Here is a 26,392-nt window from a genome sequence, read left to right as displayed (position 1 = left end):
AAAAATATTAAAATCACCTTAAACTACCCATTTTTACAGGGATTAATAAAACTGAGAAATTATTTTTTTTCTCCGATAGTTGAATTTTATCGAAAAAATTAATCTGAAGTTTAACCAAAATTGGGGCTGATTTTTGAAATAAGCCAGCTTAAATAAAATATTTTTTAAAAATCAATGTAAACTTATTCATGTATTCTGCGGGAGATGAATAAATAATTTCCGCATCATGATACTCAAGGATTCTTTTAACAATCCTCAAGCCTAGTCCAGAACCAGCAATGTTCTGAGCATTATTTCCCCTTGTAAAAGCTTCAAATAACTTGGTCTGCTCTTCTTCTGAAATGGTAGCACCATGGGAAATCACATCAACACTAAGGTTATTGTTTGTTTCGGTAATTAAAACTTTCACTTCGGTATCATCAGAATATACCGCCGCATTTTTAAATAGATTAATAAAGACAATCACCAATAAGGACTGTATACCACTAATTGTGAGAAAAGCATTTTCAAATGTTTCTTCAGTGATAAGAAAATCAAGTTTAAGCTCAGGATAACTTTTTTCTACTGCTTCAAAGGCTTCAAAGATCACTTCATCTATTCTCACATCTTCATAAATGCTTTGAATATTTTCTTTATCAAACTTTGTAAGCAACAATAATGAATTCGTTAAGTCTGATAATTGATAAACATCCCTTTGAATTTGTTGTAGTGAAGACAGTGTTTTTGGAGAATGTTCTTCAAACTTAATCAGGTTTTCCAATTGGAATGCCATTCTTGTAATGGGTGTTCTGATTTCGTGGGAAGCACTGGCTGTAAAATCTTTTTGTGATTGAAATACATCATTAAGTCTTACAATCATCGTATTGAAAGATTTTGCAAGAACATTTACTTCATCATTAGATTCCTGTACGGGAATTTGAGTGGTAAGTTTATGAGCCGTTACTTCTGAAATTTCTTTATTTAAATCTTCTAAAGGACGAAGAAACTTTTCCACAAAGTAATAACTGAAAAAACCTATAAGAAGTGTACTCATTGCATAAGCAGCAATCAAAAGGTATTTCAAAAATCCCAATTTTGACTTTCCATTGGTATCAAAGGCACTGGTAAGGATGTAATAGTTTTCTCCATTAATGTTTCTCAGTGCAGCATAAATCTCAGGAACGGTTTTTTCAGTGTAGATAATTTTCTTTTTATCCAGTTCCTTCAACATTGCACTATCCCAGGTAACATTGCGATCTTTAATCGTACTATAGATTAATTCTTTTTGTTCATTAAAAATCAAAATCTTTTCATTCAAAAGAATATTATCTGAATTTTCATTGAAAAAGATAGGTGCTTCTTCTTCAAAATCTTTTGATTTTGAAATAAAGTGGGTCGTAAACTCCAATCGCTGCCTGAATCTCTCTTTAAATTCATCTCTTCTGAAATCATTAAAAGATAAATAAATGACCGCCATCACCATTCCAAAAAGTAATGAAAAGGCGATACTAATCGTTAAAGCGATCTTTCTTTTTAAAGACATTTATAATGGGCTTAAGTAATATCCGAAACCGGATCGGGTATGAATTAATTTTATTTTGAAATCTTTATCAAGCTTTTTTCTTAAAAAATTAATGTATACCTCTACCGTATTAGTATTGGTATTAAAATTATGTTCCCATACATGTTCTGTAATCTGCTGTTTGGAAACAGTTCTTCCTTGTGCCTCTGCCAGATAAACTAAAAGTTGGAATTCCTTTAAGGTGAGCGTTATTTCATTCCCACCACGATACACTTTCTGCTCTGTTTTGTTGATAATAAGGTCATCTACCCTTATAATATCCTGATCAGAAGTATCTGAAGGTATTTTTCGTCTTAGCAGAGAATTGATCCTTAACAGGAGTTCTTCAAATTGAAAAGGTTTTACTAGGTAATCATCAGCCAATCGGGTAAAGGCATCTTTTTTATCTGAGATATCTCCGTATGCAGAGATGATAATGATAGGAGTACTTTTATCAAAGGAACGGATCGTCTGGCAAACATCCAAGCCATTTATTTTAGGAACATTAATGTCCAGCAAATACAGATCATAAGAATTATTCTTAATCTGGCGAAGAAAAGTTTCTCCATCATAGATTTTATCGCAGGTGAAATTATTGGATTCTAAAAACCGGCAAAGCTCTGCAGAAAGAATGAGATCGTCTTCTAATAAAAGAATATTCATCAAAAATTATTTTACACGAATGTAGCGAAAATTTTCATGATGATTACCGGTCGGTGATAAAAGTTAAGAAGAATAGTACTTTTCAGATAAGAAAATGCTGAATCACATTGTTTGTTCTGGAATGAAAATATAAAAATAGTGTATTGATTTTTTAAACAGTTGTATAACTATTTTTCATTGTCAACAACTCAATTTCTTTTTCATCTCAAAATTTATATCAAATTTCAGACAAAAAAATCCCGGAAGAAATTCCGGGAAGGTTGAGAAACAATTATGGACTAAAACCCACAATTGAATATTATTTTTTTCCAAAAAGTTTATCAATTTGTTTTTTTGTAAATGTCTGAGACATTCCTACTACCCCAGCCTCGCTAGTATGAAAAATTGTAACACATGGAATTCCCAATGATTTTTCAAATTTTAAGTGTAAAAGAGCATCGGGTAATTTAAGTACAACTTTGTCCTTTGGAAGTTCGTTCATTCCTTTAATAAGAGTATTGTATAAATATTCATAAGCTCCATCCTTGTCTGCAAAAGAGAACCTCTTAATATCAGTAATTTGGGAGTATTTATAATCTCTATAACTAAATTCATATACATCCCCGGAACATTTTTTCATTTCCCCCATAAATACCCCTAATGGACTTACTTTTCCAATACTTTCACATTCCATAGCTTTAACTACGTTGCTTATATCAGTAATCTGAGCAAATGTTACGGAGGAAAAAGTCACTCCTAGTAATAGAATAATTTTTTTCATCTTTTAAATTTATTGATTAATAGCTTTTATAAGTTTTAAAAACTCCGCAAATATAATAATTATTAGGAAAGATATTTAGAAAAAACAAAAGGCCTATTTTGAAATTTAGGCAAAAAAAATTCCCGAAGGTATTCGGGAGATTCGAGAGCCAACTACGGGACTTGAACCCGTGACCTCTTCCTTACCAAGGAAGCACTCTACCGCTGAGCTAAGTCGGCATTAATTAAAAAAATCACACTGAAGAGCGTGATTTTTATTGAGCGGAAGACGGGGGTCGAACCCGCGACATTCAGCTTGGAAGGCTGACGCTCTACCAACTGAGCTACTTCCGCAATTTTGTTTCCAAAATTATTGGTAAACGCTTTGCAAAACTAAGAATTAATTTTTAATTCTGCAAACTTTTTTTCTAATATAAAATGTGGGGAGAGCAGGATTCGAACCTACGAAGCCGAAGCAACTGAGTTACAGTCAGTCCCATTTAGCCACTCTGGAATCTCCCCAGATATTTTATATTAAATAGAGCCTCCAGAGGGATTCGAACCCACGACCCCGAGATTACAAATCACGTGCTCTGGCCAACTGAGCTATGGAGGCATTTAATATTTAGACTGAAAGTGATTGAGAAAACTCTACTCTACACATTTCAGTGTTAAAAAAATCAACTTTTAATGATTGATTTTTTGAGCGGAAGACGGGGGTCGAACCCGCGACATTCAGCTTGGAAGGCTGACGCTCTACCAACTGAGCTACTTCCGCGATTTTGTTTACAAAACCATTGGTAAACGCTGTGCAAAACTAAGAATTATTTTTTAATCTTGCAAACTTTTTTTTAAAAAAATATAAGTGGGGAGAGCAGGATTCGAACCTACGAAGCCGAAGCAACTGAGTTACAGTCAGTCCCATTTAGCCACTCTGGAATCTCCCCAAAAGTTTATATTTTTATGAGCCTCCAGAGGGATTCGAACCCACGACCCCGAGATTACAAATCACGTGCTCTGGCCAACTGAGCTATGGAGGCAAATATAAAAAAGAATTCAAAAGATCGCTGTTCCTTTTTTGCGATTGCAAAGATAGAACGGATTTTTTGAATTCTCAAATATTTTATGAACTTTTTTTAACTTTTTTTTCTAAGCCATTTCTTTTTTCTTGATTAATAGCTTTTTAGCGGTATCAACACAAAGATCTAAACTTTCTTCAAAACTTGCAGATGTCTTCTTTACGACGATATCATCTCCCGGAACCGCCAAAATAATCTCAGCTGTCTTATTCGCTTTATCAGCATTATTTTCTACTTTCAGAAATACTTTACACTCTTGAATTTTGTCATAGAATGTATCTAGCTTACTTACTTTTTTGTCGATGTGTGACTCTAGTGGTTCGTGTGGAGTTAAACCAATTGATTGAACTGAAATCTTCATAATTCTTCTTTTTTTGATGCTCGAGGGTGAGCTTGATTAAACACTTTTTTCAATTGTTCAATATTAGCATTCGTATAGACTTGAGTACTGGCAAGACTGGAATGCCCTAATATTTTTTTTACTTTGGAGATCTCCGCCCCATTATCCAACACATGAGTAGCAAAGCTATGACGAAGGATATGAGGACTTCTTTTTTCTTTCGTTGTTATAAGACTAAGGTACTTATTAACTACCAAATAAACAAATTTTTCATTGAGTTTTTTCCCTTTCTTATTGACAAAAAAATAGGCTTGAAATTCGGTCTGTGGATTTCTTATTTCCAAGTAATTTTTCAGAAGCCCAGACAGGTCTTCAGAAATGGGAACTACCCTTTCTTTGTTCCCTTTTCCTATTACTTTCAATTCATTGCCTACAGTATCAACATTCTCAAATATCAGGCCACAAAGTTCTGCTTTTCTCATCCCGGTTTGATAAAGCACCTCCATGATGCATTTTTCCAACACATCATATTCCTGTTCAAAGATTCGGTCATTAAGATCGACCATTTCTTCTTCAGACATAGGAATCTGCTTTTCTGCGTAAAATTTAAGGGAAGAGACCCCCTCAGTAGGAGAAACCTTAATTTCGCCTATCTTTAGAAGGAAAAGATAAAAGCTTCTGAGTGATGATAGTTTTCGATTGATACTTCTTTTGGAGATATTATTTTCGCTTAGATCAACGATAAAGTTTCTAATGATCTTTTTATCTGCCTTGGAAATATCTTCAGAGGATTCTGTTCGGAGATAGAAATGGGAAAAGTCATCAAGATCTTTTTTATAGCTTGTAATCGTATGGGGAGAATATCTTTTTTCGAATTGTAAGTATTCTAAAAACTTTTCCAGCATCATGGGTATAAAAATAAAAATTCACTCCTCAAATATAAGAATTTAAGAAGTGAATTAATATGTGTTTAAGAAAAATTCTTAAGCCTGCTCTTCCTTGCTAAGTGCTCTTTGCTTGTAAGCCGCTTTTAGTCTAGCTTGTCTTAACGTTACAGAAGGCTTAATAAACTGTTGTCTAGCTCTTAATTGACGAACTGTACCTGTTTTATCAAATTTTCTTTTGTATTTTTTTAAAGCTCTGTCGATGGATTCACCATCTTTAACTGGAATTATTAACATATTTTACATCTCATTTTGGATTGCAAAACTATGCTTTTTTTCTTAAAGTACAAAATATATTAAAAGAAACAATTCCAAATCTCCTTCCCTCCTCTTTAAAAACCCTGCATTAAAGGCAGTTTGCTTACTATATTTTTTTATCCACAATTTCTAAACATTTCAATTATAGTTACTCAGCCTCCTTTTTAGGATCTTATTTTTCATCAAAACAAGTAAGATTAATGAAATGTAAACAAAAAGCATTATCTTTGCCTCCACTTTATTCATGGGGTTGACTGGTTTCGACAGCAAGACCAATGGGTAAGTAAGCATGCAGAGAACCGTAGCGCGATCTCTATAATCCCTTGCTACAAAATTTTAACTGGCAACGAAGAGTTCGCTCTTGCAGCTTAATATCGAAGTATAGTAGATCAAGCGTTTTCTCGAAGATTTTAGTAGGGAAGCAAGATATTCCACAAATGCTCTGTTCTGCGGCGTTTGATTCTGGGATATAGGAATGCGGAAATAAGATTTCAGAAGCTTTGGCTGAAATTCGAAAACCTCAGAAGATAAGCTGGAAGTTGGGTGTCTATCCTCTGCCTTCAGTCGAAAACCAATGGTAGAATAAGCATGTAGAAAGCTTATGTATTGCTTGTTTGGACGAGGGTTCGAATCCCTCCAACTCCACGTTTCATAAAAAAGAACTTCCTTCGAGGTTCTTTTTTTATTTTAAATCATATGCAACCAAACTATTTTTCAGAATTTCATCATCCAGTTATTCAGATCTTCATTGGAAGAAATATTCAATTGTTTTCTCAATCTGTTTTTCTTGGTTTCAATACCTCGGATCGTGAGATGATTATAATAAGCAATTTCTTTGGTTGAAAAATTCAAACGAAGCAAAGCACAAAATTTAAGCTGACCAGAAGTAAGAAAGGGGTACATCTCCGATAGTTTATTGTAGAAATCAGGATAAACCTCTTTAAACCTTGAAAGAAAAGAAGGATCATCCGACTTTGCCAATTGAATCACCTCTTCAAAAGCATCATTGACTTTATCTTCCAAATTGGAAATCAGGACTTCTTTTTGCTGTTTTTCTTCTTTCTCTTCACAATATCTTCTAAAATACTGTATCGTATAATATATAATAACCATCAATATAATCAGAATACCTCCCAAAATAAAATAAAAACTTTTAATCTGATGATTATTATTTTCATTGGTCTGTATAAATTCTTTATTTGCTGCTTTTTTTTCAACACTTCGCAAACTATCATCAATTTGTTTGTACTTATTCCTATAATATAAAGAATTTTTATAATCTTTTTGTTTCTCATATATGAGTGCCAAATCATCATAAACATTGGTTAGTGCATATGACCTATTCTTCTCCATGACAGGCAGAGCTTTTTTTAAATAGAAAAGAGCACTATCTTGATTATTGCTTTCATAATAAATACGCCCTCTATTTCCAAAAATAGAAGCTTGTCTCACAGAATCTTTTCTTAAAATAGAAAGCACCAAGGCTTTATGATTATAATAGAGTGCCGAATCAAACTGCTTAGCTTCAGTAAAATCAAATCCAATATTAGAATATGCAGAAGTTAATATCATACTTCTTTTTTCTTTATTTTGAATTTTTTTATAACAAACCAAACTCTTTCTCCGATAGGCCAATAAAGTATCACTAGATGCACCCATTATTCTTTTGAGAAATGCCAGATTACCAAACAAAATTCCTTTTTCCGTAAACAGCTTATCACCCTTTAGTTTTGAGGCCATTCTCTGCGCCTGTTTAAACATATTTTCTGCCTTAAGGAGCAATCCCAATTCTGAATATGCCATTCCTCTCATACGGATAGCAAATATTTCATAAGAAGGATCCTCAAGTTTTCGGGCATAATCCTCCAGCTTTATAGAATAATCTATCAACTTATCATATTCTCCAAGCTCAGAATAAACTGTTATGATATAAGACATTATTTCAGCCTCGGTGTTTCTTTCATTGGTTTTATTAATTAGATCAATATACTTAAAGAGCAATTTCAAAGCTTCTTTTTTATCTGCCATATTAAAAGCGGCTATTTTCCCCAGACTATCTATTTGCTTAGGAGTATATTTTTGTCCAGAAAAATTCATACAGATAAAAACCACCAAAATCAGAAACAGTATTTTTTTTATCAGCATATCAATTTGTGTTTTATAATTTTAAGCAAAGTCAAAAAAAATGCCATTTTAAATTAAGACTAGCTAATAAAGAAAATAAATTGGAAATCAAATAAAAAGCAACCATCAACTTATAGTGACATCAAAAAAATATCTTCTTCCATCTGGCAATTGTATTTTTACTGATTTTGAAATGAGCCGCTAACTGAACATTGCTCAGTCTGTTTTTCTTCTGGTAAATCAGAATTTTTACGATTGCATCCTTATCATATGCCCGAAGCTTCTGATTAAAAGAACTATTCTCATCTCTGTTAAAAATTTTTTGATTGAGCTGTATCACATCCAGCAACGATAACGTTTCTTTTTGTAACAAAACGTCACAGTCTTCTTCTTTTTCAGGATATCTTTTCAATATAAGATCAGTATAAATACGCTTATAATCAGGCTTTACATTTACTTTACGTATTTGCTTTTCCATTTATATAATGTGGTTTTAGGAATTTTATAATCATCAATGATCTGCTGTTCAGTTTTCTCTCCTGATCTAATCAGCTCAAGTATAAAATCTATAATTTCCCGGGTATAAAGATTTTTCTTAAACTGAGGAGAAATATATTTTGCACTCTTCACCTCTACTTTACATTCTGAAGAAGAAGGAGGTGCATATAAAATCAAATGTTGAGAGTACAATCGAAAGAAATCATACTCCAGGATTTTACTCCATTTAAGAAGTATATCTGAGTCCAGCGATTTTTGATCAAGCATTTTTTCAATTTCCAATATTGATAATTTGAAAAAATTACAGATTCTTGAAATATCTGTTTCCGTTTCTTTTATACGTATGCTGATGAAGCCTCCAATATGTATGTTTTTAAAATTTTCCATTTCAGTGGTTTTTAAAAAAATTACCGTAATGAATCTTTCAGAGATTTATCCATGGTATGCAAATGGCCAATATCCATATATTGTAATACAAAGGTCTTAGCAATGACTTTTCCTGCCGTCTTGCTTTCAATGAAAATCAAAAGTTTCTTTGTAATCAGTTCTATTTTTGCGGAGCGAATTTCTGTTAAGGGAATCTCTACTTGTCTGTAAAACTCAGGAAAAAACCTTCCCCTCATCGGATGATATTCTTTTATACTCAATACCGCTTCAGAGTTTTCTATTTCAACATATCTCAGATTGAGGAAAAGAAACAGTAAAAAAACAATTGATATAAAAACAACCAATTGAATACTATACAAATAGAAGGAATGAATACGAAGCAGGTAGGATATCAGCAAAACAAACAATCCCAATATCATACTGAAAATATAAGAGTACATCCAACGATCAACCCTCTTTTTATTATCTATTTTGATCATTGTTTTAATTTAGGATTAAAGGTAGCAGCCGCCAGAAGCAGCCGCTACGTAGAAAGACCATGTAATAAGAATCATGGCAAACACAACATTAATCGATATGAAATTATCTTACATCTTGTGTAAAGTTATAAATGCATCATAGCCTGTTTTATTTTCTCTTTTAGGAAACAATACAGATTTTATTTAATGAACTACTTTTATAAAGTCACCGGTTCTGTATAATGCCCCAATTGGTAAGCCGGCAGAAACAGCAGCTGCATTATCCACATATTCATTACACCCTATAATGATTGCAGGGGTAAGATCCGAAGCCTGTTTTACAATATGAAGCTGCGCAGAGGGTGCATTGATCCCCACACCTACTCTGCCTTCGAAATAATTTTTGGTATCAGCTCCTTGAGAATATAAATTATAAGCATTAGCAGCATTATCTCCTGTAAAACGATAACGGCTTATATAAAGACCAAATGAGTTCTGAATATTTTTTGTTCCATTATTATTTCCTGTAGTAATGGCCATCCCTGTCAACCTGGAAATATTATAAGTTCCAGATCCTATAAAATCAGTATAAGACCCCACCACCTCTATAGATGCATTTGAATTGAACGTCCCCGTAACATTAGGAGCAAATTGGGTGATAAATCCCCGTATCTGAGGAATATTCAATATACCATTCCCATCCAATGTAATATTACTTTTATAGCCGTAGAGCCAATTAATATTTGCAGTATTTCCACCAAGAGCTGAAACAAGAACATTCGAATTGATCCCACGCATATCACTCGTTGATAGATTTCCTGAAAGTGCTGTTCCTGATGTACGAGATGAAATACCAAACACATACCCCCCTCCGTTTACGGCATTATCCGTCAATTGTGAAGAGATTCCGATCTTATCCCCCTGCTTATTTGAAGTTAGTGTATTTTGAACTCCATAAGAGGTACCTGTCGTTCCTGAGGTATTGTTTTCATAAACAGACAGATTACCGACAGGTGTTGTTCCGGGATTAAACCCAACAGCTACTTTCCCCGTTTGATAGATATTCTGAGTATTGGTTGATGCCTGAGTATTTGTTCCTGCAACATTCCAAGGCTCCTGCCCTCCGCCTGTAAAAGTTTTCCATATACTGCCATCAAAGTAATAATAGCCCACAGCAGTCACATTAGCCGTTTTTACTGTTGTGTCAGCAGGAGTTAATGCCTGTGTAACATAGATAATCGCTCCGGTCTGCGAAACATCATAGTTAACATCTTTTGCTTTCAGTTCAGCCCCAGTTAATCTTGGCGCTATAAAACCATCAGTTTTAGCAAGGTCTGAGGGAGAAGACACCACATCCAGTGTAGCTTTAGGAGTTGTCGTATTGATTCCGACCTGAGCATACGCAATAGAGGAAGCAGCAATCGTAGCCGCTAATAATAATTGTTTTTTCATTTTGTTTGTGTTAATAGAATTGTTGTGTTATAATTTCAAAATTAATCAGATCTTAGAAGCGGTAAAGGCGCATCAATTTTTTCAGATTTATTTTTTAGCAAAGTAAATTTCAAATCCTGATAACATGCAAAAAAAGCACTATCTCAAATCTACGTCACAAGTACAACTGATTGATAGTCAATCATATTTAAAACAAACACTGTACACAACAAACTTTCATCAAATAATAAAAGGTATATTAGATTTACAAAAAAGAGAGTCTATTATACTAGGCTCTCTTTTCAAATTCCAATCGTTTTATAAGAATTTACTTGGTGGTAATCCAAATGTTTTTTAAATGCAAATGAGAAATGGGATCAATCTTCAAATGAATGAAATATTGGATTAAAATAAAATTTCAAAATATTGGTAAATAAGGAAGAATTTGACAACATCTCTTTATTTACCAACAAATTAACTTAATAATTACTTTATTCTTTTATAAAACTCATATAACAAATCAATATCAGCTGAACAAAGTATTGGCATTGCATTTCCTAAAATACTTTCATCCCACTCCCACCATTTCATCTCCAGTAATAATGCAATATGATACTCACTAAATCTTTTTCTGATTGGTTTTGCAGGATTACCACCTACAATAGTATAAGGTTCTACATCTTTTGTCACCAATGCTCGGCTTCCGATAACAGCTCCGTCTCCTATTTTAACCCCAGCCATGATCATGGCTTCTGTTCCAATCCATACATCGTTTCCGACAACTGTATCTCCCGCCGGTTTGAAAGCATCTTTACTCTCTTGAAAAGATTCTACTTCAGACATATAGAAAAAAGGAAAGCTTGAGATCCAATCATATCGATGTCCTTGATTTCCGCACATGATAAAACTGGCACCGCTCCCAATGGAACAATAGGAACCAATAATCAGCTTATCTACGTCATTTCTGTCAGGAGGCAGATAGCGGGCACAGTCATCAAAGGAATGACCATGGTAATATCCGGAATAATAGGAATATTTACCGGCAATGATATTGGGATTCTGAATATGGTCTTGTATGATTTTGCCTTTAAAAGGACTTTCAAAGAAATTTTTCATTTTTTAGCTTTTAAATAAAACAATAGAAATAAGAGAATGACTACGAGCCATTCTTTAGTAGAAATATGATTTGCTTATTTAAAAAAGCTAACGTGTTAATTTCATAACACACAAATATAGACAAAAAAAGGATAACTTTTTCATTCATTTGGGCTCCGGAAGAGACAAAACTTAGGCGTTTTTAAACATTTTAACCGGAAAATAATTCGGTTCATCATAAAATAAAAATTAAAGCTCTATAATCCAATCAAATATAAATGACTGAAAACTAAAACACTAAACTTTTTGAATCTAAAATGAAAGCCTCCAATCCACAAAAAAGACTAAAAAAATGTTTTATCGTCAAGAATTTTATATATTTGCACCATCTAACAATTAAAAAAATAATTTACTATGTCAGACATTGCATCAAGAGTAAAAGCTATCATCGCTGATAAGCTTGACGTTGAAGAAACAGAAGTAACTCCTGAAGCTAGCTTCACTAACGATTTAGGAGCAGATTCACTAGATACAGTTGAATTAATCATGGAATTTGAAAAAGAATTCAACATTCAAATCCCTGATGATCAAGCTGAAAAAATTACTACTGTAGGGCACGCTATCGCTTACATCGAAGAAGTAGTAAATAAATAATATTCTTCAACAAAAAAGAAAATTTTAAAAGTTTATGGAATTAAAAAGAGTAGTTGTAACAGGTTTTGGAGCAATAACACCAATCGGAAATAATGCAAAAGAATACTGGGAAAATCTTGTGAAAGGTGAGAGCGGAGCCGCTCCGATTACTCTTTTTGATGCCACAAACTTTAAAACCAAGTTCGCTTGTGAGGTAAAAAACTTCGATCCATTGCAGCATTTCGATAAGAAAGAGTCTAAAAAGATGGATAGAAATACTCAACTGGGACTTGTTGCTGCTAGAGAAGCAGTAGAACATTCTGGTATTATTGAAGATAATGTAGATAAAAACAGAGTTGGTGTAATTTGGGGCTCCGGAATCGGAGGGCTGGAAACATTTGAAACAGAAGTTTTAGGATGGGCTAATACGGAAATCCCAAGATTTAATCCGTTCTTCATTCCTAAAATGATTGCAGATATGACCCCAGGTCAGATCTCAATTGAATATGGTTTCCATGGGCCTAATTATACTACAGTATCTGCATGTGCATCTTCAGCTAATGCTATAATTGATTCCAAGATGCTTATCCAACTAGGAAAAGCAGACGTGATTGTGTGCGGAGGCTCTGAAGCAGCCGTTACAGCAAGTGGTGTCGGTGGATTTAATGCAATGATGGCACTTTCTACAAGAAATGATGATCCTACAACAGCTTCAAGACCTTTTGACAAAGACAGAGATGGATTTGTACTAGGAGAAGGTGCAGGATGTATTGTTCTTGAAGAATATGAGCACGCGGTAAAACGTGGTGCAACAATTTATGCAGAATTATTAGGAGGCGGTATGAGTGCAGATGCATATCACATGACGGCTCCACATCCTGAAGGTCTTGGTGCTTATCTGGTAATGAAAAACTGTTTGGACGATGCAGGTTTAACTGCTGATGAAGTAGATCATATCAACATGCATGGTACTTCTACTCCATTAGGAGACATCGCAGAATCCAATGCAATTTCGAAATTATTAGGCGAGCACGCTTATGATATTCAGATCAATTCTACAAAATCAATGACAGGTCACCTTTTAGGTGCTGCCGGAGTTATTGAAGCTATCGCTGCGTTAGGAACTATTATTCATGGTGTTGTTCCTCCTACCATTAACCATTTTACTGATGATGAAAAGATCGACAGCAGACTAAACTTTACGTTTAATACTGCCGTGAAGAAAGATGTAAAAGTAGCCATGAGCAATACTTTTGGATTTGGCGGGCATAACGCTTGCGTTCTATTTAAGAAAATCTAAATTCAATGAATGGAGTTACAGAAATACTTTTCTAAATTCCTTCTCAAAAAAAGAAAAAGACAATTAACGGAAAGAGATTATTTTCTCAGTACCGAACTTGGAAAAGTTTTGGGTACGGAGGTACAAAATATTGCTCTTTACCGCGAAGCTTTTTCTTTGAAAAATTCTTCTAAAAATCAAGACAGCAACTACGAAAGACTTGAATTTTTGGGAGATTCTGTTTTGGGTACAATTATTTCTTGTCATTTGTTCCAGACCTATCCTCAGGCTAATGAAGGATATCTGACACAAATGAAATCTAAGATTGTTAATAGGAAAAATCTTAATAAATTAGGCGAAGACCTCAAGCTTATAGATCTTCTGCAAAAGCAGAATAACTCTTCAGCTTTAGGGGAGAATATCTCCGGCAATTTATTTGAGGCTTTAATCGGTGCTATTTATCTGGATTTCCATTATGATGCTTGTAAAAAAATCATTCTGGAAAAACTTCTCACGCCTTCCGAAATTAACAAGCTTGAGAACAAAATTGTCAGCTACAAAGGGCTCCTGCTTGAATGGAGTCAGAAGAAGAAGGTAAATATAAAGTACGAAACCTGCGAGGAAATACAGGCCAATAAAGCAGTCATGTTCCGTTGCCATGTATGGTTTGGAGATGAAAAAATTGCCAATGCCACAGAAACCTCCAAGAAAAAGGCTGAAGAAAAGGCAGCACAGAGGGCTTTTTATATTTTAAATAAAAAAGAAAATATACTTGGAAATTCAAAAACTTTATGATCTGGATGATATAGAATTTGAAGATATTGCCATAGGATTGGTAAGATTAGCAAAAGATATACCCGCTCATGAGTTTTTCTATAAAATAAATCGACTTAACAATCTCAGCTTTTCAAGAAAAAAAGACATGGTCTTCCATGGGGATTATTATGATTATTTTTTTCCAAGATTTGAAGCCTATCACAAGTTTTCTAAGACCTGTTTCACCTTTATTTCAAATAAATCTTCTGAAAGTAAACAAAAAAAAGTTCAAACCGAGCTCTTTACAGAAGAAGAAAACATTAAATTTTTATTAAATAATCAGGTAGATGTAGAATATATTCTGCATAGTTCGGAACAGTTTCCTGATTTTTCCGTAATTTTGCTCCCTGAAAATCTTGTGTTTCCAATTCAAGATTATACACTGAGTTCTGAAGAGGAACTTTATCAAATTATCCAGTATTATGAATAAGTATTTAAAGAAGACAAAAATTATCGCAACACTAGGGCCTGCTTCATCATCGAAGGAGGTAATGTTAGATTTAATGAAGGCGGGTGTTGATATTTTCAGAATAAATTTTTCCCATGCAGATTACGACTTAGTTCGAAAAAATATTGAAATAATTAGAGAACTAAACAGCGAGTACGGTTATTCAGTGGGTATCTTAGGTGACCTTCAGGGCCCTAAGCTGAGAGTAGGTGTTGTAAAAGAGGGATCTTACCTGAATCCGGGGGATATCCTTACCTTTACTAATGAAAAGATGGAGGGAGATTCCACGAAGGTATACATGACTTACCAACAATTCCCGCAAGATGTAAAAGCAGGGGAAAGAATCCTTATCGATGACGGTAAGCTGGTATTGGAGGTTATTGAAACCAACGAAATCGATACTGTAAAGGCTAAAACAATTCAAGGGGGACCACTAAGCTCTAAGAAAGGAGTTAATCTTCCTAATACGGTTGTATCTCTTCCTGCATTGACAGAAAAGGATATTCAGGATGCTAATTTTATGCTTGACATGGAAGTAGACTGGATTGCTCTTTCTTTCGTACGTCATGCTCAGGATATCATTGATTTAAAAGAATTAATTGCAAAACATCCAAATGGTAAATTCAAGACTCCGATTATCGCGAAGATTGAAAAACCTGAAGGGGTTAAAAATATTGAAGAAATCTTATTGGAATGTGACGGACTAATGGTTGCTCGTGGTGACCTTGGTGTAGAAGTTCCAATGGAAGAAGTTCCTGCTATCCAGAAAAACCTGGTAGAAAAAGCAAGATTCTACTCTAAGCCTGTAATCATTGCTACTCAGATGATGGAAACAATGATCAACAGCTTAACGCCAACAAGAGCGGAAGTAAATGACGTTGCCAACTCTGTATTGGACGGTGCTGATGCGGTAATGCTTTCAGGAGAGACTTCTGTAGGTAGATATCCTGTACAAGTAGTAGAAAACATGGCTAAAATTGTTAAAAACATTGAAACCACTCATTTCTACCAACATAAGAATGAGCCTATTGAAAAGGATTACAACTGCATCGATGAGAGATTCATCACAAACAGAGTATGTCTTGCAGCGGTAAGAATTGCAAAAACAACCAATGTTTCTGCTATCGTTACATTAACGCATTCTGGTTATACAGCTTTCCAGCTTGCAGCGCACAGACCAAATTCTCACATCATCGTTTATAGTGGTAACAGAAGAGTAATCACGATGCTGAACCTTCTTTGGGGTGTTCACGCTTACTATTATGATATGAAGAAGTCTACTGACGAAACCATTATCCAGGTAAATATGTTAACGCATAATTATGGTTATATCGAAACAGGTGACTTTGTAATCAACATCAATGCGACTCCATCATACGAAGGTGGTAAGACAAATACATTGAGATTAACCACAGTATAAGCAATAAGCAATAAGCAATAAGCAATAAGCAATAAGCAATAAGCAATAAGCAATAAGCAATAAGCAATAAGCAATAAGCAAAATTACTTTTTGTCAAAGCATATAAAAAACTCCCGGAAATCTAATTTCCGGGAGTTTTTATTTGTTGTATTAAATAAGGATAACTTGTCATTCTGAACGTAACGTAGTGGAGTGAAGAATCTCAGAGATTCCTCGGTTCCTCGGAATGACATTATACAAGGTTAGTTACCTACAATAGTTTTTGCCGTTACAAACTCTTTTAAAGCATGTAAAGAAAGCTCTGTTCCATATCCTGAAGCCTTGGATCCACCAAATGGGAAACGTGGGTCAGAACTGGTCATTCTGTTGATATTAACGGTTCCTGACTCAAGGTTCTCAATAAAGTATAACTGACGATCTTTATTTTGAGTCCAAACTGAGTTTGAAAGTCCAAAAGGAATATCATTAGCAATCTGTAATGCTTCTTCAGCATTTTTTGCAATCATCACCATTCCAAGAGGGCCAAAAAGTTCTTCTTTCAAGATTGGATTTCCTTCCTTAACCCTGATTAAACCTGGTTTAAATTCATTCTCTGAAATTCTTTCCAGTGGAAGAATGATTTCGGCTCCATTTTCCAACGCTCTATTGAATTGTGCTTCCAGCTCATCAGCAAGATCTGGTCTTGCCATTCCAGCTAATTTCGTTTCTTTATTGAAAGGATCTCCGATTTCATATTTTTTATATTCTTCAATGAAGATGGGTAAAAATTGGTCTTCGATCTTTTCATCAAGGATGAATCTTTTGGCTGCTGTACAGGTTTGTCCACAATTCTGAAGTCTTGATTTTGCTCCTGCTTTTGCTGCTGCTTCCAAATCTCCATCTTCAAAAATGATAAATGCATCACTTCCTCCTAATTCAAGTAAAGATTTTTTGATATTTAAACCTGCGATAGAAGCTACTTCTCCACCTGCTTTTCCACTTCCTGTAAGACTTACACCTTTTACAGCATCGTGTTCAAGGATTTCTTTTACCGCTTTGTGCCCTACTTCAAGATTCTGGAACACTCCTTCCGGAAAACCTGCTTCCAAAAGAACTTCTTCAATGGCATTTCCGCTTCCGAAACAAATTGAAGCATGTTTTAAAACCACTGTATTACCTGCCAATATTGCAGGAACAGCAAACCTCAACACTTGCCAGAAAGGGAAATTCCAAGGCATAACTCCCAAAATAACGCCTTTAGGAGCATAATGAACTTCAGAGTAAGCAAATTCAGATGCTATTTTTTCGGGTTTTAAAATATTTTCAGCCTCGGCATAATAATTCATCATCAAAGCACACTTCTCCACCTCAGCAATGGATTCCGAAATAGGCTTATTCATTTCAGTAGTAATGATCCTTCCAAATTTCTCTGAATTATTTTTTAATATTTCTGCGGCTTTTGCGATTAACTTCTGCTTTTCTTCAAACGGCACTTTTCGCCACACTGAAAACACGTCATCTGCTTTAATAAGCTTGTTTTCAATTAATTGTTCCATAATATAATTTCTGTTTTAAATTCAGCTAATGAATTTATGAGCGCTTTTATTTTAAAAGCACGATAAAGTCAGCAAATTCTATTCCTTAAGGGTCAATAAAAGAATGATTTTCTCTATCGGAAGAATATAGCTTTATCTTAAATCATTAGCCATTCATTCACCAGACAAGCTGCAAGTCTTGCCGTCCTATCCTGAATATCGAAAGACGGATTGACTTCTGCCACATCCAGTGCAACCAGTTTTTTGTTTTTTAAGATATGCCTGTAAAAATGCATAAAGGTTGCATCTGCAAAGATACCATTATATGCTGAAGCTGAAACCCCCGGAGCGATAGATGCATTAAAAACATCCATACAAATAGTGAGATAGGCAAAATCTACATTCTCCAATAGATCATCAATACGTTGATAGATAGAGGGAAGGTTTTCAAAGAATAATTCATCGGAAAGGATATACTTCATTCCATATTGATGGGCAGTATCAAATAGTTTTAAGGTATTAGAATTTCTCTGAATTCCGATGTGGAGGGAATTGATAGGAGCTTCCTGTGCAATTTGCCAGAATCCTGTTCCTGAGCTTGGCCCTACCCCTTTTTCGGGTTGTCTGTTATCAAAATGGGCATCTATATTGATGATTCCAATTTTTTGCTCTGGAAAGGCTGTTTTAATTCCTAGATAATGAGCATAGGTTACTTCATGTCCGCCTCCTAAAACAAGAGATTTTCCACCTTTTAAAAGAACTTTTGAAACATTTTTGGCAAGATTATTCTGAGCATTTTCCAAATTACCATCTTCACAGGTAACATTTCCAAAGTCCAGCATAGAGAAATTGGGAAGAATCACCGGAAAATTAGACATATTCTTCCTAATGACGTTGGGAGCATCTTTAGCACCCTGACGGCCTTTATTCCTCCTGACTCCCTCATCCACGGCAAAACCATGCAAAACGAACTCATTTGTTAAAATATTGTCGTAATTCTGTTCTTCCTTTACTCTCTGAAATAGCCTATGGAAAAGAAGCTCTTCCCCGTCCAATCTACCCTGCCAAATATTTTGAAACATAATCCTTTAAAATTCAATTTTAGTCACATCATTCTATTCAGTAAAGCTAATTAATATTGTTTAGATAAAAAAACTCCATTGGCACATTATCCAAAGAATTCATTGTAAGGTAAATAACTTCTTTTTTAGGCTTTATTCTGATTGGCATTGCTGCTGATAAACATTTCATTTCGTTCTTCTGAAATAATTTCTAAAAATCGTTCGTAGTGTTTCAGGACATCGGAAATCAATTCATTTTTGGTAAAATACTGTACATCATATCCTTCTCTTCCATCTCCAAAATAAGATTTAGGATAGTGTGTTTTATTATCATCCAGATCCGGAAGGTTTTCTTCATTCATAATGTATTCCGAAACGGTCTTTACCTTATTTTCTATTCCATAAATAAAGTTATTCACCACTCCCTGATGAATTTCTATTTCTATTCTGACAGGATTTTCGTGATGATTTATTTGGGCTTCAATTCCATTGGATGCAAATTCCTGCTGCAGGTCTGTAAAGGCTTCTTTAGCTTTCACCTTAATAAAACGGTCTACGGAAGCATTATCTTTAAAGGAAACAATATTTTTTAAACGTTCTTTCCAGAATTCACCAGACCATGGTACTGTAGATACTGAAAAGTTTCTGTCGTAATATTTCTGATCAATGGTAAGTCCTTTCATCAGGCTTACTATAAATAAAATTACCACAATAGAAAAAGGCAATGCTGTAATTAAGGTCATACTTTGAAGTGCTTTCAGCCCACCAACATTCAGTAACAGAAGCGAAAGAACGGCAAGTAAAACGCCCCAGAATACAATTTGCCATTTGGGGGATTTGCTGGCATTTTTAGTGGCAATACTGTTCATTACAAATATTCCTGAATCTGCTGATGTTACAAAGAAGATTAAAATGATCAAAATAACAAAGAATCCTGTAAATTCAGATAAAGGCAGATAATCCAGAAAACGGAACATTAAGGCATCCGGATCTGTAGCAAACTGGCTTAATTGTCCATTCGCAACATTTAAATCAAACCAAATAGCACTATTTCCAAATACAGACATCCAGATAAAATTGAATAATGTAGGAAGGATTAAAACGGCTAGAATAAATTCTCTGATGGTTCTCCCTTTTGAAATTCTTGCAATAAACAGTCCTACATATGGTGACCAAGAGATCCACCATGCCCAATACAGAATTGTCCAGTCGTAAAACCATGGCAATGCATTTTTCTCATAGACATGGGTGTTGAAAGTAAGATTGAAAAAGTTATTAATATAATTTCCCAGCCCGTCCGTAAAACTTCCGATCAGATATACTGTAGGCCCCAATATTAATACAAAAAGTAAGAGTCCGATAACACTGATTACATTGATGTTACTTAGAATCTTCACTCCCTTCCCTACTCCGGAAATTGCTGATATAACGGAAAGGGTAACAAGAGTAACCACAATAATAATTTGATATGTAAAACTATTCTCAGGAGTAATATGAAGAATATTTAAACCGGAACTGATCTGTACCACTCCAAATCCTAAGGTTGTTGTGATTCCGAAGAATGTACAGCACAATGCAAAAACATCAATGGCATTTCCCCACTTTCCATTAATTTTATTTTTTAATAAAGGATAGAAGCAGCTTCTTAAAGATAATGGAAGCCTGTAGCGGTAAGCAAAATAAGATAAGGAAAGTCCTACTACCCCATAAATTGCCCATGCGTGAATTCCCCAATGGAAAAAAGTGTACAGCTGCGCCTGTTTAGCACGGCTTACATAATGATTATCTGCAAAAACCTCTGAAGAGTAATGCTGCATAGGTTCTGCAACACTGAAGTAAATCAGCCCGATTCCCATTCCTGCGGCAAACAACATGGAAATCCATGAGAAAAAGGAATATTCCGGCTTACTGTCGTTGGCTCCCAGTTTAATGTTGGCATATTTACTGAAAAGCAGGTATACAAGAAAAATAACAAATAATGTTACAGACCATACATACACCCAATTTAGGTTAACAAATATAAATTGTTTGATTTCATTCAGGATGTTTTCAGTAGGTTTTGGATAAACTGCTGAAAGAAAACAGGTACCTATAATAAATATCAAACTCGGAATAGTGACCCCTTTGTTAAAAGTAGATCTAACATTTTGAAAATTCATCATTTTTATTTTCGTTTATAGTATTGACAAGTCTTCCTGGTACGGGATATAGCTGTAAAAAAAGTACTGAGAAATAAGAAAATATCCAGGTTTTCCGGGTTCTCCGGTGCACTTAAGAACTATGAAAAAATGCGTTATTTATCTAAAAATCAACGCTAATTGCGGCGCAAGATAAGAAAACTTATAGAAAATATGAAAAATATAGAGGACTTTATGATTTCAGAACAGGTATTCTTATGATCATTTTTCCACGTGTATTATAGTTTAAAACTTAAGATTAATTACCCATCAATTCCCATGAATCTTTCTAAGCAGATGGATATTATCCACAAAAAAAGTGGAAAAGAAACTCTTCCACTTTTGTATGTTAAACAGCATTATTATAATATTTAAAATACTGCCAATATTTATCTTTAAAGATTCTGAATGAGATTTTGTATTCAGGATTGTTATCTTTTATAGTTTTAAAAACTTTAGAAATCTGTCTGAAGTCCTTCCCGGCAAAATAACTTTCTTTGATATTATCTGCACTTTCTCTTCCTATGTACAGATATCCTTTCTCCTTTAGATCTTCAATAGCTTTATCTTCGATATCACTTAATTTTTCAAAATCTTCTTTTTCCGGCAATCCGTCATTTTCATCTCCATTATAATGAAATTTGAGCACCGAAATCCATGGATAGGAAGCTTTTGCATCATAATTTAATAAGGGAAGATTCATACAGGCAATAAGCGGTCTTTCATTATCCAAGGTCGCTCTGAGGATAGAAAACTCTTCTTCCACATCTTCTCTCTTTACGCTTTTATATTTTTCCGTAAATTCTGTTTCCCTCCATAATAAGAAATCTTTCAGTTTTTCAATAGGAACAAGTTCTTGTTGAGCCTGGTTCTTTCCTATCACGATAAAGGTATCAATTTGTGTAGCAAAGTTCAATTCTCCTAAAAAGCTATCCAAAAAAATACAGACTCCTGTTGTAATAGCGTCTTTATTTTCGGCATTGCCATCATACACGAAGACAAGATCGATTTCGTCAGGATACTCTTCCTGTTCTTTGGAATAGAAGAAAATATTATCTTTCGAAAAGCTATAATCTCCCATTTCAACGCCTACATTATCTATATTTTTTTCAGGTTTTAAGGCCGTAAATTTCCAATGGTCTAATGTAGGAGCGGCCGCAATAAGTTCTTCAATAAAAACAATATTCCTGACTTCGCCGTCTGCGGTAAGAACCAATTCTACGGTAGAATCATCACACATTCCTGTCAGAAAATAATATCCTGCATTGATCTGGCTAAGCATTGGAGCGATACTGTCGAAAAAATCTTTTTCAATAGCTTCCTGATCTCCTATTGCCACAATTTGATAAAAGTTTTCTTCCTTTGTTAGAAACCAATTCCAAAAACCTTTATAATCCAGCTTCTCATCCATTGTAATTAGGTTCTTAGTATATTAATTAACCTTTTCCCCGTCAATATAAACGTGTTCAGCTTGTAAACTTCCTTGATTATAAAGAACATTCTGGAAATTATTGGTCTTAAAAGTTACAAAATCTGCTTTTTTACCTTGGTCAAGCTGCCCTCTGTCTTCAAGATTAAGAGCATAAGCAGCACGATAAGTCATTCCTGCTAATACCTCAGCAGTAGTCAGCTTCTGGAAAGTCGCTAAGATGGAAGCCTGAGTAATTAAATTACCCATAGGCGCAGATCCCGGATTCCAGTCGCTTGCAATGGCTACAATAGCTCCTGCATCTAATAATTTTCTTGCTGGTGTAAATTTTTCACCCAGTCCCAAACTTGCTCCCGGCAGCGCTGTTGCTACGGTATCAGATTTTGCAAGGAAGTCTATATCTTCATCAATGGTTGCTTCTAAATGGTCTGCCGATTTAGCACCAACTTCTACTGCAATTCTTGAACTTCCTGGTGTAAATTGGTCTGCGTGAACAGTTATTTCAAAACCTAAATCTTTAGTTTTAAGTAAAAACTCTTTGCTTTCTTCAGGTTGGAAGGCTGATTTCTCTATAAAGATATCTACACGCCTTGCTAAATCTTCTTCTTTTACTTTTGGAAGAATTTCGGTAAGGATATAGTTCAGATACTCGGGATTACTGCCTTCAAAGTCTCTTGGTTTTAAATGAGCAGAAAGGCAAGTAGGAACTAAAGTGGCCTTTGTTGATTTCTGAGCTTTCTTGATGATTCGAAGCATTTTCAGCTCGTTTTCCACATCTAATCCATAACCACTTTTAACTTCAATAGTGGTAATTCCAAGGTCAACAAGAAATTTGATTCTTTCCAGTAATGTTTTCAGTAATTCTTCTTCTGAAGCATTTCTTGTATGTTGTACGGAGCTCCAGATTCCACCACCACTTTCAGCGATTTCCAGATATGTTTTTCCAGCATTACGCATCGCAAAGTCATTCGCACGATTTCCACCAAAGCAAATATGAGTATGTGAATCTACAAACGCTGGAAGAGCCACTTGTTCTCCTTGAATGGTTTCTATTTCTATTGCTGGATTTTCGTTTTTTAACGTTTCAAAATTACCAATTCTCTGAATGGTATTATTTTCAACAAGTATTCCTCCATCAACAATAATTTCTAATTGTTCATCTATAAGTTTTCCTCTTAATGGAAGATTGGCAAGTGTCACAACCTGCTTAAATGGGCCTATTAATTTCATTTATTTAGGTTAAAGGTTAGAAAGTGAATGATCTCTGTCTGCAATTCCAATACAACAAAGGATGCGTTCAAAATGAAATCATTCAAATTTTAATTTTCCTCTCAAAAATACTTAAAATATCTCAATTTCGCTCTTCCTCCCAATGTAAACCTGAGCCATAATATCAATCTCAGTCTCAATTTCACCTTTTCTTAATCTTCATTTCAATCTTAGCCTAAATTTGCTATCTTTGAGGTAAATGAAATGAATTAATGCCAGATTTTTTACATCCAGATAAGGAAAACTACTCACGAGAGGAGCTGATGCAGGAAGAACAAATTCGTCCCCAAAGCTTTAAAGATTTTGCAGGGCAAAGAAAAACGCTGGAAAATCTTGAGGTTTTTGTGACTGCTGCCAAAAGACGTGGTGGTGCACTTGATCATGTCCTTTTACATGGCCCTCCAGGATTAGGAAAAACAACACTAGCTAATATTATAGCCAATGAACTTGGGGTAAACTGTAAAATTACCTCCGGGCCGGTATTGGATAAACCCGGAAGTTTAGCAGGTCTGCTTACCAATCTGGAAGAAAATGATGTTCTTTTCATTGATGAAATCCATCGTCTTTCTCCGGTTGTGGAAGAATATCTGTATTCTGCAATGGAGGATTACAAGATCGATATCATGTTGGAAACAGGCCCTAATGCCAGAAGTGTACAAATCGGGCTGAATCCTTTTACTCTTGTAGGAGCAACTACCAGAAGCGGAATGCTTACCAAGCCCATGCTGGCAAGATTTGGTATTCAAAGCAGATTGGAGTACTACTCTATTGAGCTTTTATCAACAATTATTCAGAGGAGTGCGAGAGTTTTAGGAGTAGCTATTTATGAAGATGCAGCCATTGAAATTGCCAGAAGAAGCCGTGGAACACCAAGGATTGCCAACGCGTTACTGAGAAGAGTACGTGATTTTGCTGAAATTAAAGGGAATGGTGAAATTGAGATCAAGATTACCAAATATGCTTTAGATTCTCTTAATGTAGACGAGTTTGGATTGGATGAAATGGATAATAAGATCATGCGTGTCATGATTGAAAACTTTAAGGGAAAACCGGTAGGAATTTCTGCTTTAGCAACTTCTATTGGAGAAAACCCAGAAACTGTAGAGGAAGTGTATGAACCGTTCCTGATTCAGGAAGGATTTATCATCAGAACTCCAAGAGGTAGAGAAGCTACGGATAAAGCTTATCAGCATTTAAATATTTCAAGGCCAAAGAATCCGGGAGAGCTTTTTTAATGCAAGGCGCAAGGTTTTTGAGTCAAATTTTTCAGTTTTAAGGTAAAAAAAGAGGTGTTAATATATGTTTGTTCCTAAATTGTACAGAAGTGAAGATATGGATGTGATGAGAGAAATCATCAAAGAAAATTCCTTTGCATTACTCATTTCTTCTGTTGATAAGATTCGTGCCACCCATTCCATGATGATGTTGAATGAAAGTGATCCGGAAAATTCTTATATTGAAACCCATATTTCCATAGCCCATCCACAGGCAAAAACCATAAAAAATGGTGATGAAGTATTGTGTGACTTTTTAGGTGCCCATACTTATATTTCCAGCAGCTGGTATGACCACGTGAATGTTTCCACATGGAACTATGAAGCGGTACAGATCTATGGAAAAGTTGAACTTATGAATCAAGATGAACTTTACGTTCACCTTGATAAGTTAACTTCAAAATATGAACAGTTTCAACAGTGCCCCATGATGGTAAAAGCTATGGGAAAGGAGTTTGTGGAAAAGGAAATGAAAGGAGCATTTGGAATCAAGGTTATTCCAACGGAAATTTTCATCAAACAGAAATTGTCTCAGAACAGGAAAGAAAATGATTTTAACAACATCATTTCCCACCTTGAACAATCAGATGTTCAGGCTCAGAAAATTGCTGAGAAAATGAAATTAATAAAGAAATAAATCAAAATATATATGAAGTTATATCCAATACAATGTGGAAAATTTAAACTGGATGGCGGTGCTATGTTTGGTGTCGTCCCAAAGAGTCTGTGGGAAAAAACAAACCCGGCAGACGAAAAAAACTTAATCGAATTGGGAACCCGTTCCCTACTTATAGAAGATGGAAAAAAACTAATTCTTGTAGACTGCGGTCTGGGGAATAAGCAGGATGATAAATTCTTTGGTCATTATTCTCTTTGGGGAGATGATACTCTGGATAAAAATTTAAAAAAATATGGTTTTGTAAAGGAAGATATTACTGATGTATTCCTTACTCACCTTCATTTTGACCACTGTGGGGGGGCCATAGAATGGAATGATGACAAAACGGGTTACAGACCTGCTTTTAAAAATGCTCATTTCTGGACTAATGAAAACCACTGGCAGTGGGCAACAGAGCCTAATGCAAGAGAAAAAGCAAGCTTTCTGAAAGAAAATATTATTCCTATACAAGAAAGCGGACAATTGAACTTTTTGCCTCTTCCTACTACCGGAAATTATGGTTTTGCTCCTGATCTGAAAATGGATGTTATTTTCGTAGACGGACACACAGAAAAGCAAATGCTGCCGGTCATTCAATATCAGGAAAAAACAGTTGTTTTTGCAGCGGATCTTATTCCTACTGCCGGACACATTAATCAGGTGTATGTAATGGGGTATGATACAAGACCTCTTTTAACACTTGAAGAAAAAGGAAAATTCCTTAAACAATGTGTAGATAATGAATATTTATTATTCTTTGAGCATGATGCTCACAATGAATTAGCGAGTCTTAAAATGACTGAAAAAGGAGTAAGACTGGATGAGACGTTCAGTTTTAATGATGTTTTTGGATATTAAT

At 34.9% G+C, this 26,392-nt stretch carries 26 protein-coding genes, 7 tRNA genes and 1 other RNA gene; 10 read left to right on the top strand and 24 right to left on the bottom strand.

What is annotated here, in order from left to right; genetic code table 11:
- Window positions 1–148: 148 nt before the first annotated feature.
- The 13 genes from GTR01_RS00720 to rpsU all read right to left on the bottom strand — a co-directional run bounded on the left by GTR01_RS00720 (window position 149) and on the right by rpsU (window position 5,541).
- Entirely contained in the window at window positions 149–1,522 is a 1,374-nt protein-coding gene (locus GTR01_RS00720; protein WP_160135966.1) for an ATP-binding protein, read from the bottom strand.
- On the bottom strand, window positions 1,523–2,203 hold the full coding sequence (locus GTR01_RS00715) for a response regulator transcription factor (RefSeq protein WP_160135965.1): 681 nt from the start codon (window positions 2,201–2,203) through the stop codon (window positions 1,523–1,525).
- 298 nt (window positions 2,204–2,501) lie between these two features.
- Window positions 2,502–2,963 (bottom strand): hypothetical protein, encoded by a 462-nt coding sequence (locus tag GTR01_RS00710; RefSeq protein WP_160135964.1) that lies wholly within the window; start codon window positions 2,961–2,963, stop codon window positions 2,502–2,504.
- A gap of 146 nt (window positions 2,964–3,109) precedes the next feature.
- Window positions 3,110–3,181 (bottom strand) — tRNA-Thr (locus GTR01_RS00705).
- A 41-nt stretch (window positions 3,182–3,222) separates the two neighbouring features.
- Window positions 3,223–3,295: transfer RNA gene (locus GTR01_RS00700), tRNA-Gly, on the bottom strand.
- Between the two features lie 87 nt (window positions 3,296–3,382).
- Window positions 3,383–3,463 (bottom strand) — tRNA-Tyr (locus tag GTR01_RS00695).
- A gap of 20 nt (window positions 3,464–3,483) precedes the next feature.
- Window positions 3,484–3,557 (bottom strand) — tRNA-Thr (locus tag GTR01_RS00690).
- Between the two features lie 89 nt (window positions 3,558–3,646).
- Window positions 3,647–3,719, bottom strand: a tRNA-Gly gene (locus tag GTR01_RS00685).
- A gap of 88 nt (window positions 3,720–3,807) precedes the next feature.
- Window positions 3,808–3,888 (bottom strand) — tRNA-Tyr (locus GTR01_RS00680).
- 19 nt (window positions 3,889–3,907) lie between these two features.
- Window positions 3,908–3,981: transfer RNA gene (locus tag GTR01_RS00675), tRNA-Thr, on the bottom strand.
- A 109-nt stretch (window positions 3,982–4,090) separates the two neighbouring features.
- Window positions 4,091–4,381, bottom strand: a complete 291-nt coding sequence (locus GTR01_RS00670; protein ID WP_034693158.1) for an HPF/RaiA family ribosome-associated protein — start codon at window positions 4,379–4,381, stop codon at window positions 4,091–4,093.
- Window positions 4,378–5,265 (bottom strand): tyrosine-type recombinase/integrase, encoded by an 888-nt coding sequence (locus GTR01_RS00665; protein ID WP_160136631.1) that lies wholly within the window; start codon window positions 5,263–5,265, stop codon window positions 4,378–4,380. Before GTR01_RS00665 ends, GTR01_RS00670 begins: the two co-directional genes overlap by 4 nt.
- 78 nt (window positions 5,266–5,343) lie before the next feature.
- A complete protein-coding gene (gene rpsU / locus GTR01_RS00660; RefSeq protein WP_034687383.1) occupies window positions 5,344–5,541 on the bottom strand; it encodes a 30S ribosomal protein S21 in 198 nt (65 codons plus the stop codon).
- Window positions 5,542–5,808: 267 nt separating this feature from the next.
- On the opposite strand from rpsU, the gene ssrA reads away from it, so the two are divergent.
- Window positions 5,809–6,210: a transfer-messenger RNA gene (gene ssrA, locus GTR01_RS00655) on the top strand.
- A gap of 66 nt (window positions 6,211–6,276) precedes the next feature.
- On the opposite strand, the gene GTR01_RS00650 is transcribed toward ssrA, so the two are convergent.
- The 4 genes from GTR01_RS00650 to GTR01_RS00635 form a co-directional block, all read right to left on the bottom strand.
- Complete coding sequence (locus GTR01_RS00650; RefSeq protein WP_160135963.1) at window positions 6,277–7,707, bottom strand: tetratricopeptide repeat protein; 1,431 nt, start codon at window positions 7,705–7,707, stop codon at window positions 6,277–6,279.
- Window positions 7,708–7,828: 121 nt separating this feature from the next.
- On the bottom strand, window positions 7,829–8,164 hold the full coding sequence (locus GTR01_RS00645) for a helix-turn-helix domain-containing protein (protein WP_160135962.1): 336 nt from the start codon (window positions 8,162–8,164) through the stop codon (window positions 7,829–7,831).
- A complete protein-coding gene (locus GTR01_RS00640) occupies window positions 8,140–8,571 on the bottom strand; it encodes a transposase (protein WP_160135961.1) in 432 nt (143 codons plus the stop codon). Before GTR01_RS00640 ends, GTR01_RS00645 begins: the two co-directional genes overlap by 25 nt.
- A 20-nt stretch (window positions 8,572–8,591) precedes the next feature.
- Entirely contained in the window at window positions 8,592–8,831 is a 240-nt protein-coding gene (locus tag GTR01_RS00635; RefSeq protein WP_160135960.1) for a hypothetical protein, read from the bottom strand.
- Between the two features lie 84 nt (window positions 8,832–8,915).
- Here GTR01_RS00635 and GTR01_RS00630 point away from each other — a divergent pair, with 84 nt between their 5' ends.
- Entirely contained in the window at window positions 8,916–9,173 is a 258-nt protein-coding gene (locus GTR01_RS00630; RefSeq protein WP_160135959.1) for a hypothetical protein, read from the top strand.
- Between the two features lie 60 nt (window positions 9,174–9,233).
- Here GTR01_RS00630 and GTR01_RS00625 read toward each other — a convergent pair whose 3' ends face one another.
- Together GTR01_RS00625 and catB are read right to left on the bottom strand one after the other, a co-directional pair.
- A complete protein-coding gene (locus tag GTR01_RS00625) occupies window positions 9,234–10,481 on the bottom strand; it encodes a hypothetical protein (RefSeq protein WP_160135958.1) in 1,248 nt (415 codons plus the stop codon).
- Between the two features lie 465 nt (window positions 10,482–10,946).
- Window positions 10,947–11,576 (bottom strand): type B chloramphenicol O-acetyltransferase, encoded by a 630-nt coding sequence (catB, locus tag GTR01_RS00620; protein WP_160135957.1) that lies wholly within the window; start codon window positions 11,574–11,576, stop codon window positions 10,947–10,949.
- A 393-nt stretch (window positions 11,577–11,969) separates the two neighbouring features.
- On the opposite strand from catB, the gene GTR01_RS00615 reads away from it, so the two are divergent.
- The 5 genes from GTR01_RS00615 to pyk are packed head-to-tail and all read left to right on the top strand — an operon-like array spanning window position 11,970 to window position 16,151.
- Window positions 11,970–12,209, top strand: a complete 240-nt coding sequence (locus tag GTR01_RS00615) for an acyl carrier protein (protein ID WP_002976354.1) — start codon at window positions 11,970–11,972, stop codon at window positions 12,207–12,209.
- Window positions 12,210–12,243: 34 nt separating this feature from the next.
- Entirely contained in the window at window positions 12,244–13,488 is a 1,245-nt protein-coding gene (gene fabF, locus GTR01_RS00610; RefSeq protein WP_160135956.1) for a beta-ketoacyl-ACP synthase II, read from the top strand.
- Window positions 13,489–13,497: 9 nt separating this feature from the next.
- Window positions 13,498–14,262 carry a ribonuclease III gene (rnc, locus tag GTR01_RS00605; RefSeq protein ID WP_160135955.1) on the top strand — a complete coding sequence of 255 codons (765 nt, stop codon included), beginning with the start codon at window positions 13,498–13,500 and terminating at the stop codon, window positions 14,260–14,262.
- Window positions 14,240–14,713, top strand: coding sequence for an IPExxxVDY family protein (locus GTR01_RS00600; protein WP_160135954.1), 474 nt, complete (start codon window positions 14,240–14,242; stop codon window positions 14,711–14,713). The genes rnc and GTR01_RS00600 overlap by 23 nt, the downstream gene beginning before the upstream one ends.
- A complete protein-coding gene (gene pyk, locus GTR01_RS00595) occupies window positions 14,706–16,151 on the top strand; it encodes a pyruvate kinase (protein ID WP_160135953.1) in 1,446 nt (481 codons plus the stop codon). Before GTR01_RS00600 ends, pyk begins: the two co-directional genes overlap by 8 nt.
- Window positions 16,152–16,393: 242 nt before the next feature.
- Here pyk and GTR01_RS00590 read toward each other — a convergent pair whose 3' ends face one another.
- The 5 genes from GTR01_RS00590 to hutI form a co-directional block, all read right to left on the bottom strand.
- The gene (locus GTR01_RS00590) at window positions 16,394–17,686 is read right to left on the bottom strand and encodes an aldehyde dehydrogenase family protein (protein WP_160135952.1); all 1,293 of its coding nucleotides are present in this window, start codon (window positions 17,684–17,686) and stop codon (window positions 16,394–16,396) included.
- A gap of 137 nt (window positions 17,687–17,823) precedes the next feature.
- Window positions 17,824–18,747, bottom strand: coding sequence for a formimidoylglutamase (hutG, locus tag GTR01_RS00585; RefSeq protein ID WP_160135951.1), 924 nt, complete (start codon window positions 18,745–18,747; stop codon window positions 17,824–17,826).
- Between the two features lie 125 nt (window positions 18,748–18,872).
- Window positions 18,873–20,888 carry a BCCT family transporter gene (locus GTR01_RS00580; protein ID WP_160135950.1) on the bottom strand — a complete coding sequence of 672 codons (2,016 nt, stop codon included), beginning with the start codon at window positions 20,886–20,888 and terminating at the stop codon, window positions 18,873–18,875.
- A 364-nt stretch (window positions 20,889–21,252) separates the two neighbouring features.
- The gene (locus GTR01_RS00575) at window positions 21,253–22,314 is read right to left on the bottom strand and encodes a DUF695 domain-containing protein (RefSeq protein WP_160135949.1); all 1,062 of its coding nucleotides are present in this window, start codon (window positions 22,312–22,314) and stop codon (window positions 21,253–21,255) included.
- A gap of 21 nt (window positions 22,315–22,335) precedes the next feature.
- Window positions 22,336–23,562 carry an imidazolonepropionase gene (gene hutI / locus GTR01_RS00570; protein ID WP_160135948.1) on the bottom strand — a complete coding sequence of 409 codons (1,227 nt, stop codon included), beginning with the start codon at window positions 23,560–23,562 and terminating at the stop codon, window positions 22,336–22,338.
- A 251-nt stretch (window positions 23,563–23,813) separates the two neighbouring features.
- Here hutI and ruvB point away from each other — a divergent pair, with 251 nt between their 5' ends.
- From ruvB to GTR01_RS00555, 3 genes are all read left to right on the top strand, one after another.
- On the top strand, window positions 23,814–24,836 hold the full coding sequence (gene ruvB, locus GTR01_RS00565) for a Holliday junction branch migration DNA helicase RuvB (RefSeq protein WP_160135947.1): 1,023 nt from the start codon (window positions 23,814–23,816) through the stop codon (window positions 24,834–24,836).
- 64 nt (window positions 24,837–24,900) lie between these two features.
- Window positions 24,901–25,512 carry an FMN-binding negative transcriptional regulator gene (locus GTR01_RS00560; RefSeq protein ID WP_160135946.1) on the top strand — a complete coding sequence of 204 codons (612 nt, stop codon included), beginning with the start codon at window positions 24,901–24,903 and terminating at the stop codon, window positions 25,510–25,512.
- Between the two features lie 12 nt (window positions 25,513–25,524).
- The gene (locus GTR01_RS00555; RefSeq protein WP_160135945.1) at window positions 25,525–26,391 is read left to right on the top strand and encodes an MBL fold metallo-hydrolase; all 867 of its coding nucleotides are present in this window, start codon (window positions 25,525–25,527) and stop codon (window positions 26,389–26,391) included.
- Window position 26,392: the final 1 nt, after the last annotated feature.

This window comes from Chryseobacterium sp. c4a (assembly GCF_009900745.1).
Lineage (GTDB): Bacteria > Bacteroidota > Bacteroidia > Flavobacteriales > Weeksellaceae > Chryseobacterium.
The sequence above is the reverse complement of the archived record's forward strand: the minus strand, read 5'-3'. Positions and strand labels throughout refer to the sequence as shown.

Coding starts and splice junctions, on each gene's coding strand:
- GTR01_RS00720 (WP_160135966.1), bottom strand. CDS start 1,522: ATGTCTTTAAAAAGAAAGATCGCTTTAACGATTAGTATCGCCTTTTCA.
- GTR01_RS00715 (WP_160135965.1), bottom strand. CDS start 2,203: ATGAATATTCTTTTATTAGAAGACGATCTCATTCTTTCTGCAGAGCTT.
- GTR01_RS00710 (WP_160135964.1), bottom strand. CDS start 2,963: ATGAAAAAAATTATTCTATTACTAGGAGTGACTTTTTCCTCCGTAACA.
- GTR01_RS00670 (WP_034693158.1), bottom strand. CDS start 4,381: ATGAAGATTTCAGTTCAATCAATTGGTTTAACTCCACACGAACCACTA.
- GTR01_RS00665 (WP_160136631.1), bottom strand. CDS start 5,265: ATGCTGGAAAAGTTTTTAGAATACTTACAATTCGAAAAAAGATATTCT.
- rpsU (WP_034687383.1), bottom strand. CDS start 5,541: ATGTTAATAATTCCAGTTAAAGATGGTGAATCCATCGACAGAGCTTTA.
- GTR01_RS00650 (WP_160135963.1), bottom strand. CDS start 7,707: ATGCTGATAAAAAAAATACTGTTTCTGATTTTGGTGGTTTTTATCTGT.
- GTR01_RS00645 (WP_160135962.1), bottom strand. CDS start 8,164: ATGGAAAAGCAAATACGTAAAGTAAATGTAAAGCCTGATTATAAGCGT.
- GTR01_RS00640 (WP_160135961.1), bottom strand. CDS start 8,571: ATGGAAAATTTTAAAAACATACATATTGGAGGCTTCATCAGCATACGT.
- GTR01_RS00625 (WP_160135958.1), bottom strand. CDS start 10,481: ATGAAAAAACAATTATTATTAGCGGCTACGATTGCTGCTTCCTCTATT.
- catB (WP_160135957.1), bottom strand. CDS start 11,576: ATGAAAAATTTCTTTGAAAGTCCTTTTAAAGGCAAAATCATACAAGAC.
- GTR01_RS00615 (WP_002976354.1), top strand. CDS start 11,970: ATGTCAGACATTGCATCAAGAGTAAAAGCTATCATCGCTGATAAGCTT.
- fabF (WP_160135956.1), top strand. CDS start 12,244: ATGGAATTAAAAAGAGTAGTTGTAACAGGTTTTGGAGCAATAACACCA.
- rnc (WP_160135955.1), top strand. CDS start 13,498: ATGGAGTTACAGAAATACTTTTCTAAATTCCTTCTCAAAAAAAGAAAA.
- pyk (WP_160135953.1), top strand. CDS start 14,706: ATGAATAAGTATTTAAAGAAGACAAAAATTATCGCAACACTAGGGCCT.
- GTR01_RS00590 (WP_160135952.1), bottom strand. CDS start 17,686: ATGGAACAATTAATTGAAAACAAGCTTATTAAAGCAGATGACGTGTTT.
- hutG (WP_160135951.1), bottom strand. CDS start 18,747: ATGTTTCAAAATATTTGGCAGGGTAGATTGGACGGGGAAGAGCTTCTT.
- GTR01_RS00580 (WP_160135950.1), bottom strand. CDS start 20,888: ATGATGAATTTTCAAAATGTTAGATCTACTTTTAACAAAGGGGTCACT.
- GTR01_RS00575 (WP_160135949.1), bottom strand. CDS start 22,314: ATGGATGAGAAGCTGGATTATAAAGGTTTTTGGAATTGGTTTCTAACA.
- hutI (WP_160135948.1), bottom strand. CDS start 23,562: ATGAAATTAATAGGCCCATTTAAGCAGGTTGTGACACTTGCCAATCTT.
- ruvB (WP_160135947.1), top strand. CDS start 23,814: ATGCCAGATTTTTTACATCCAGATAAGGAAAACTACTCACGAGAGGAG.
- GTR01_RS00560 (WP_160135946.1), top strand. CDS start 24,901: ATGTTTGTTCCTAAATTGTACAGAAGTGAAGATATGGATGTGATGAGA.
- GTR01_RS00555 (WP_160135945.1), top strand. CDS start 25,525: ATGAAGTTATATCCAATACAATGTGGAAAATTTAAACTGGATGGCGGT.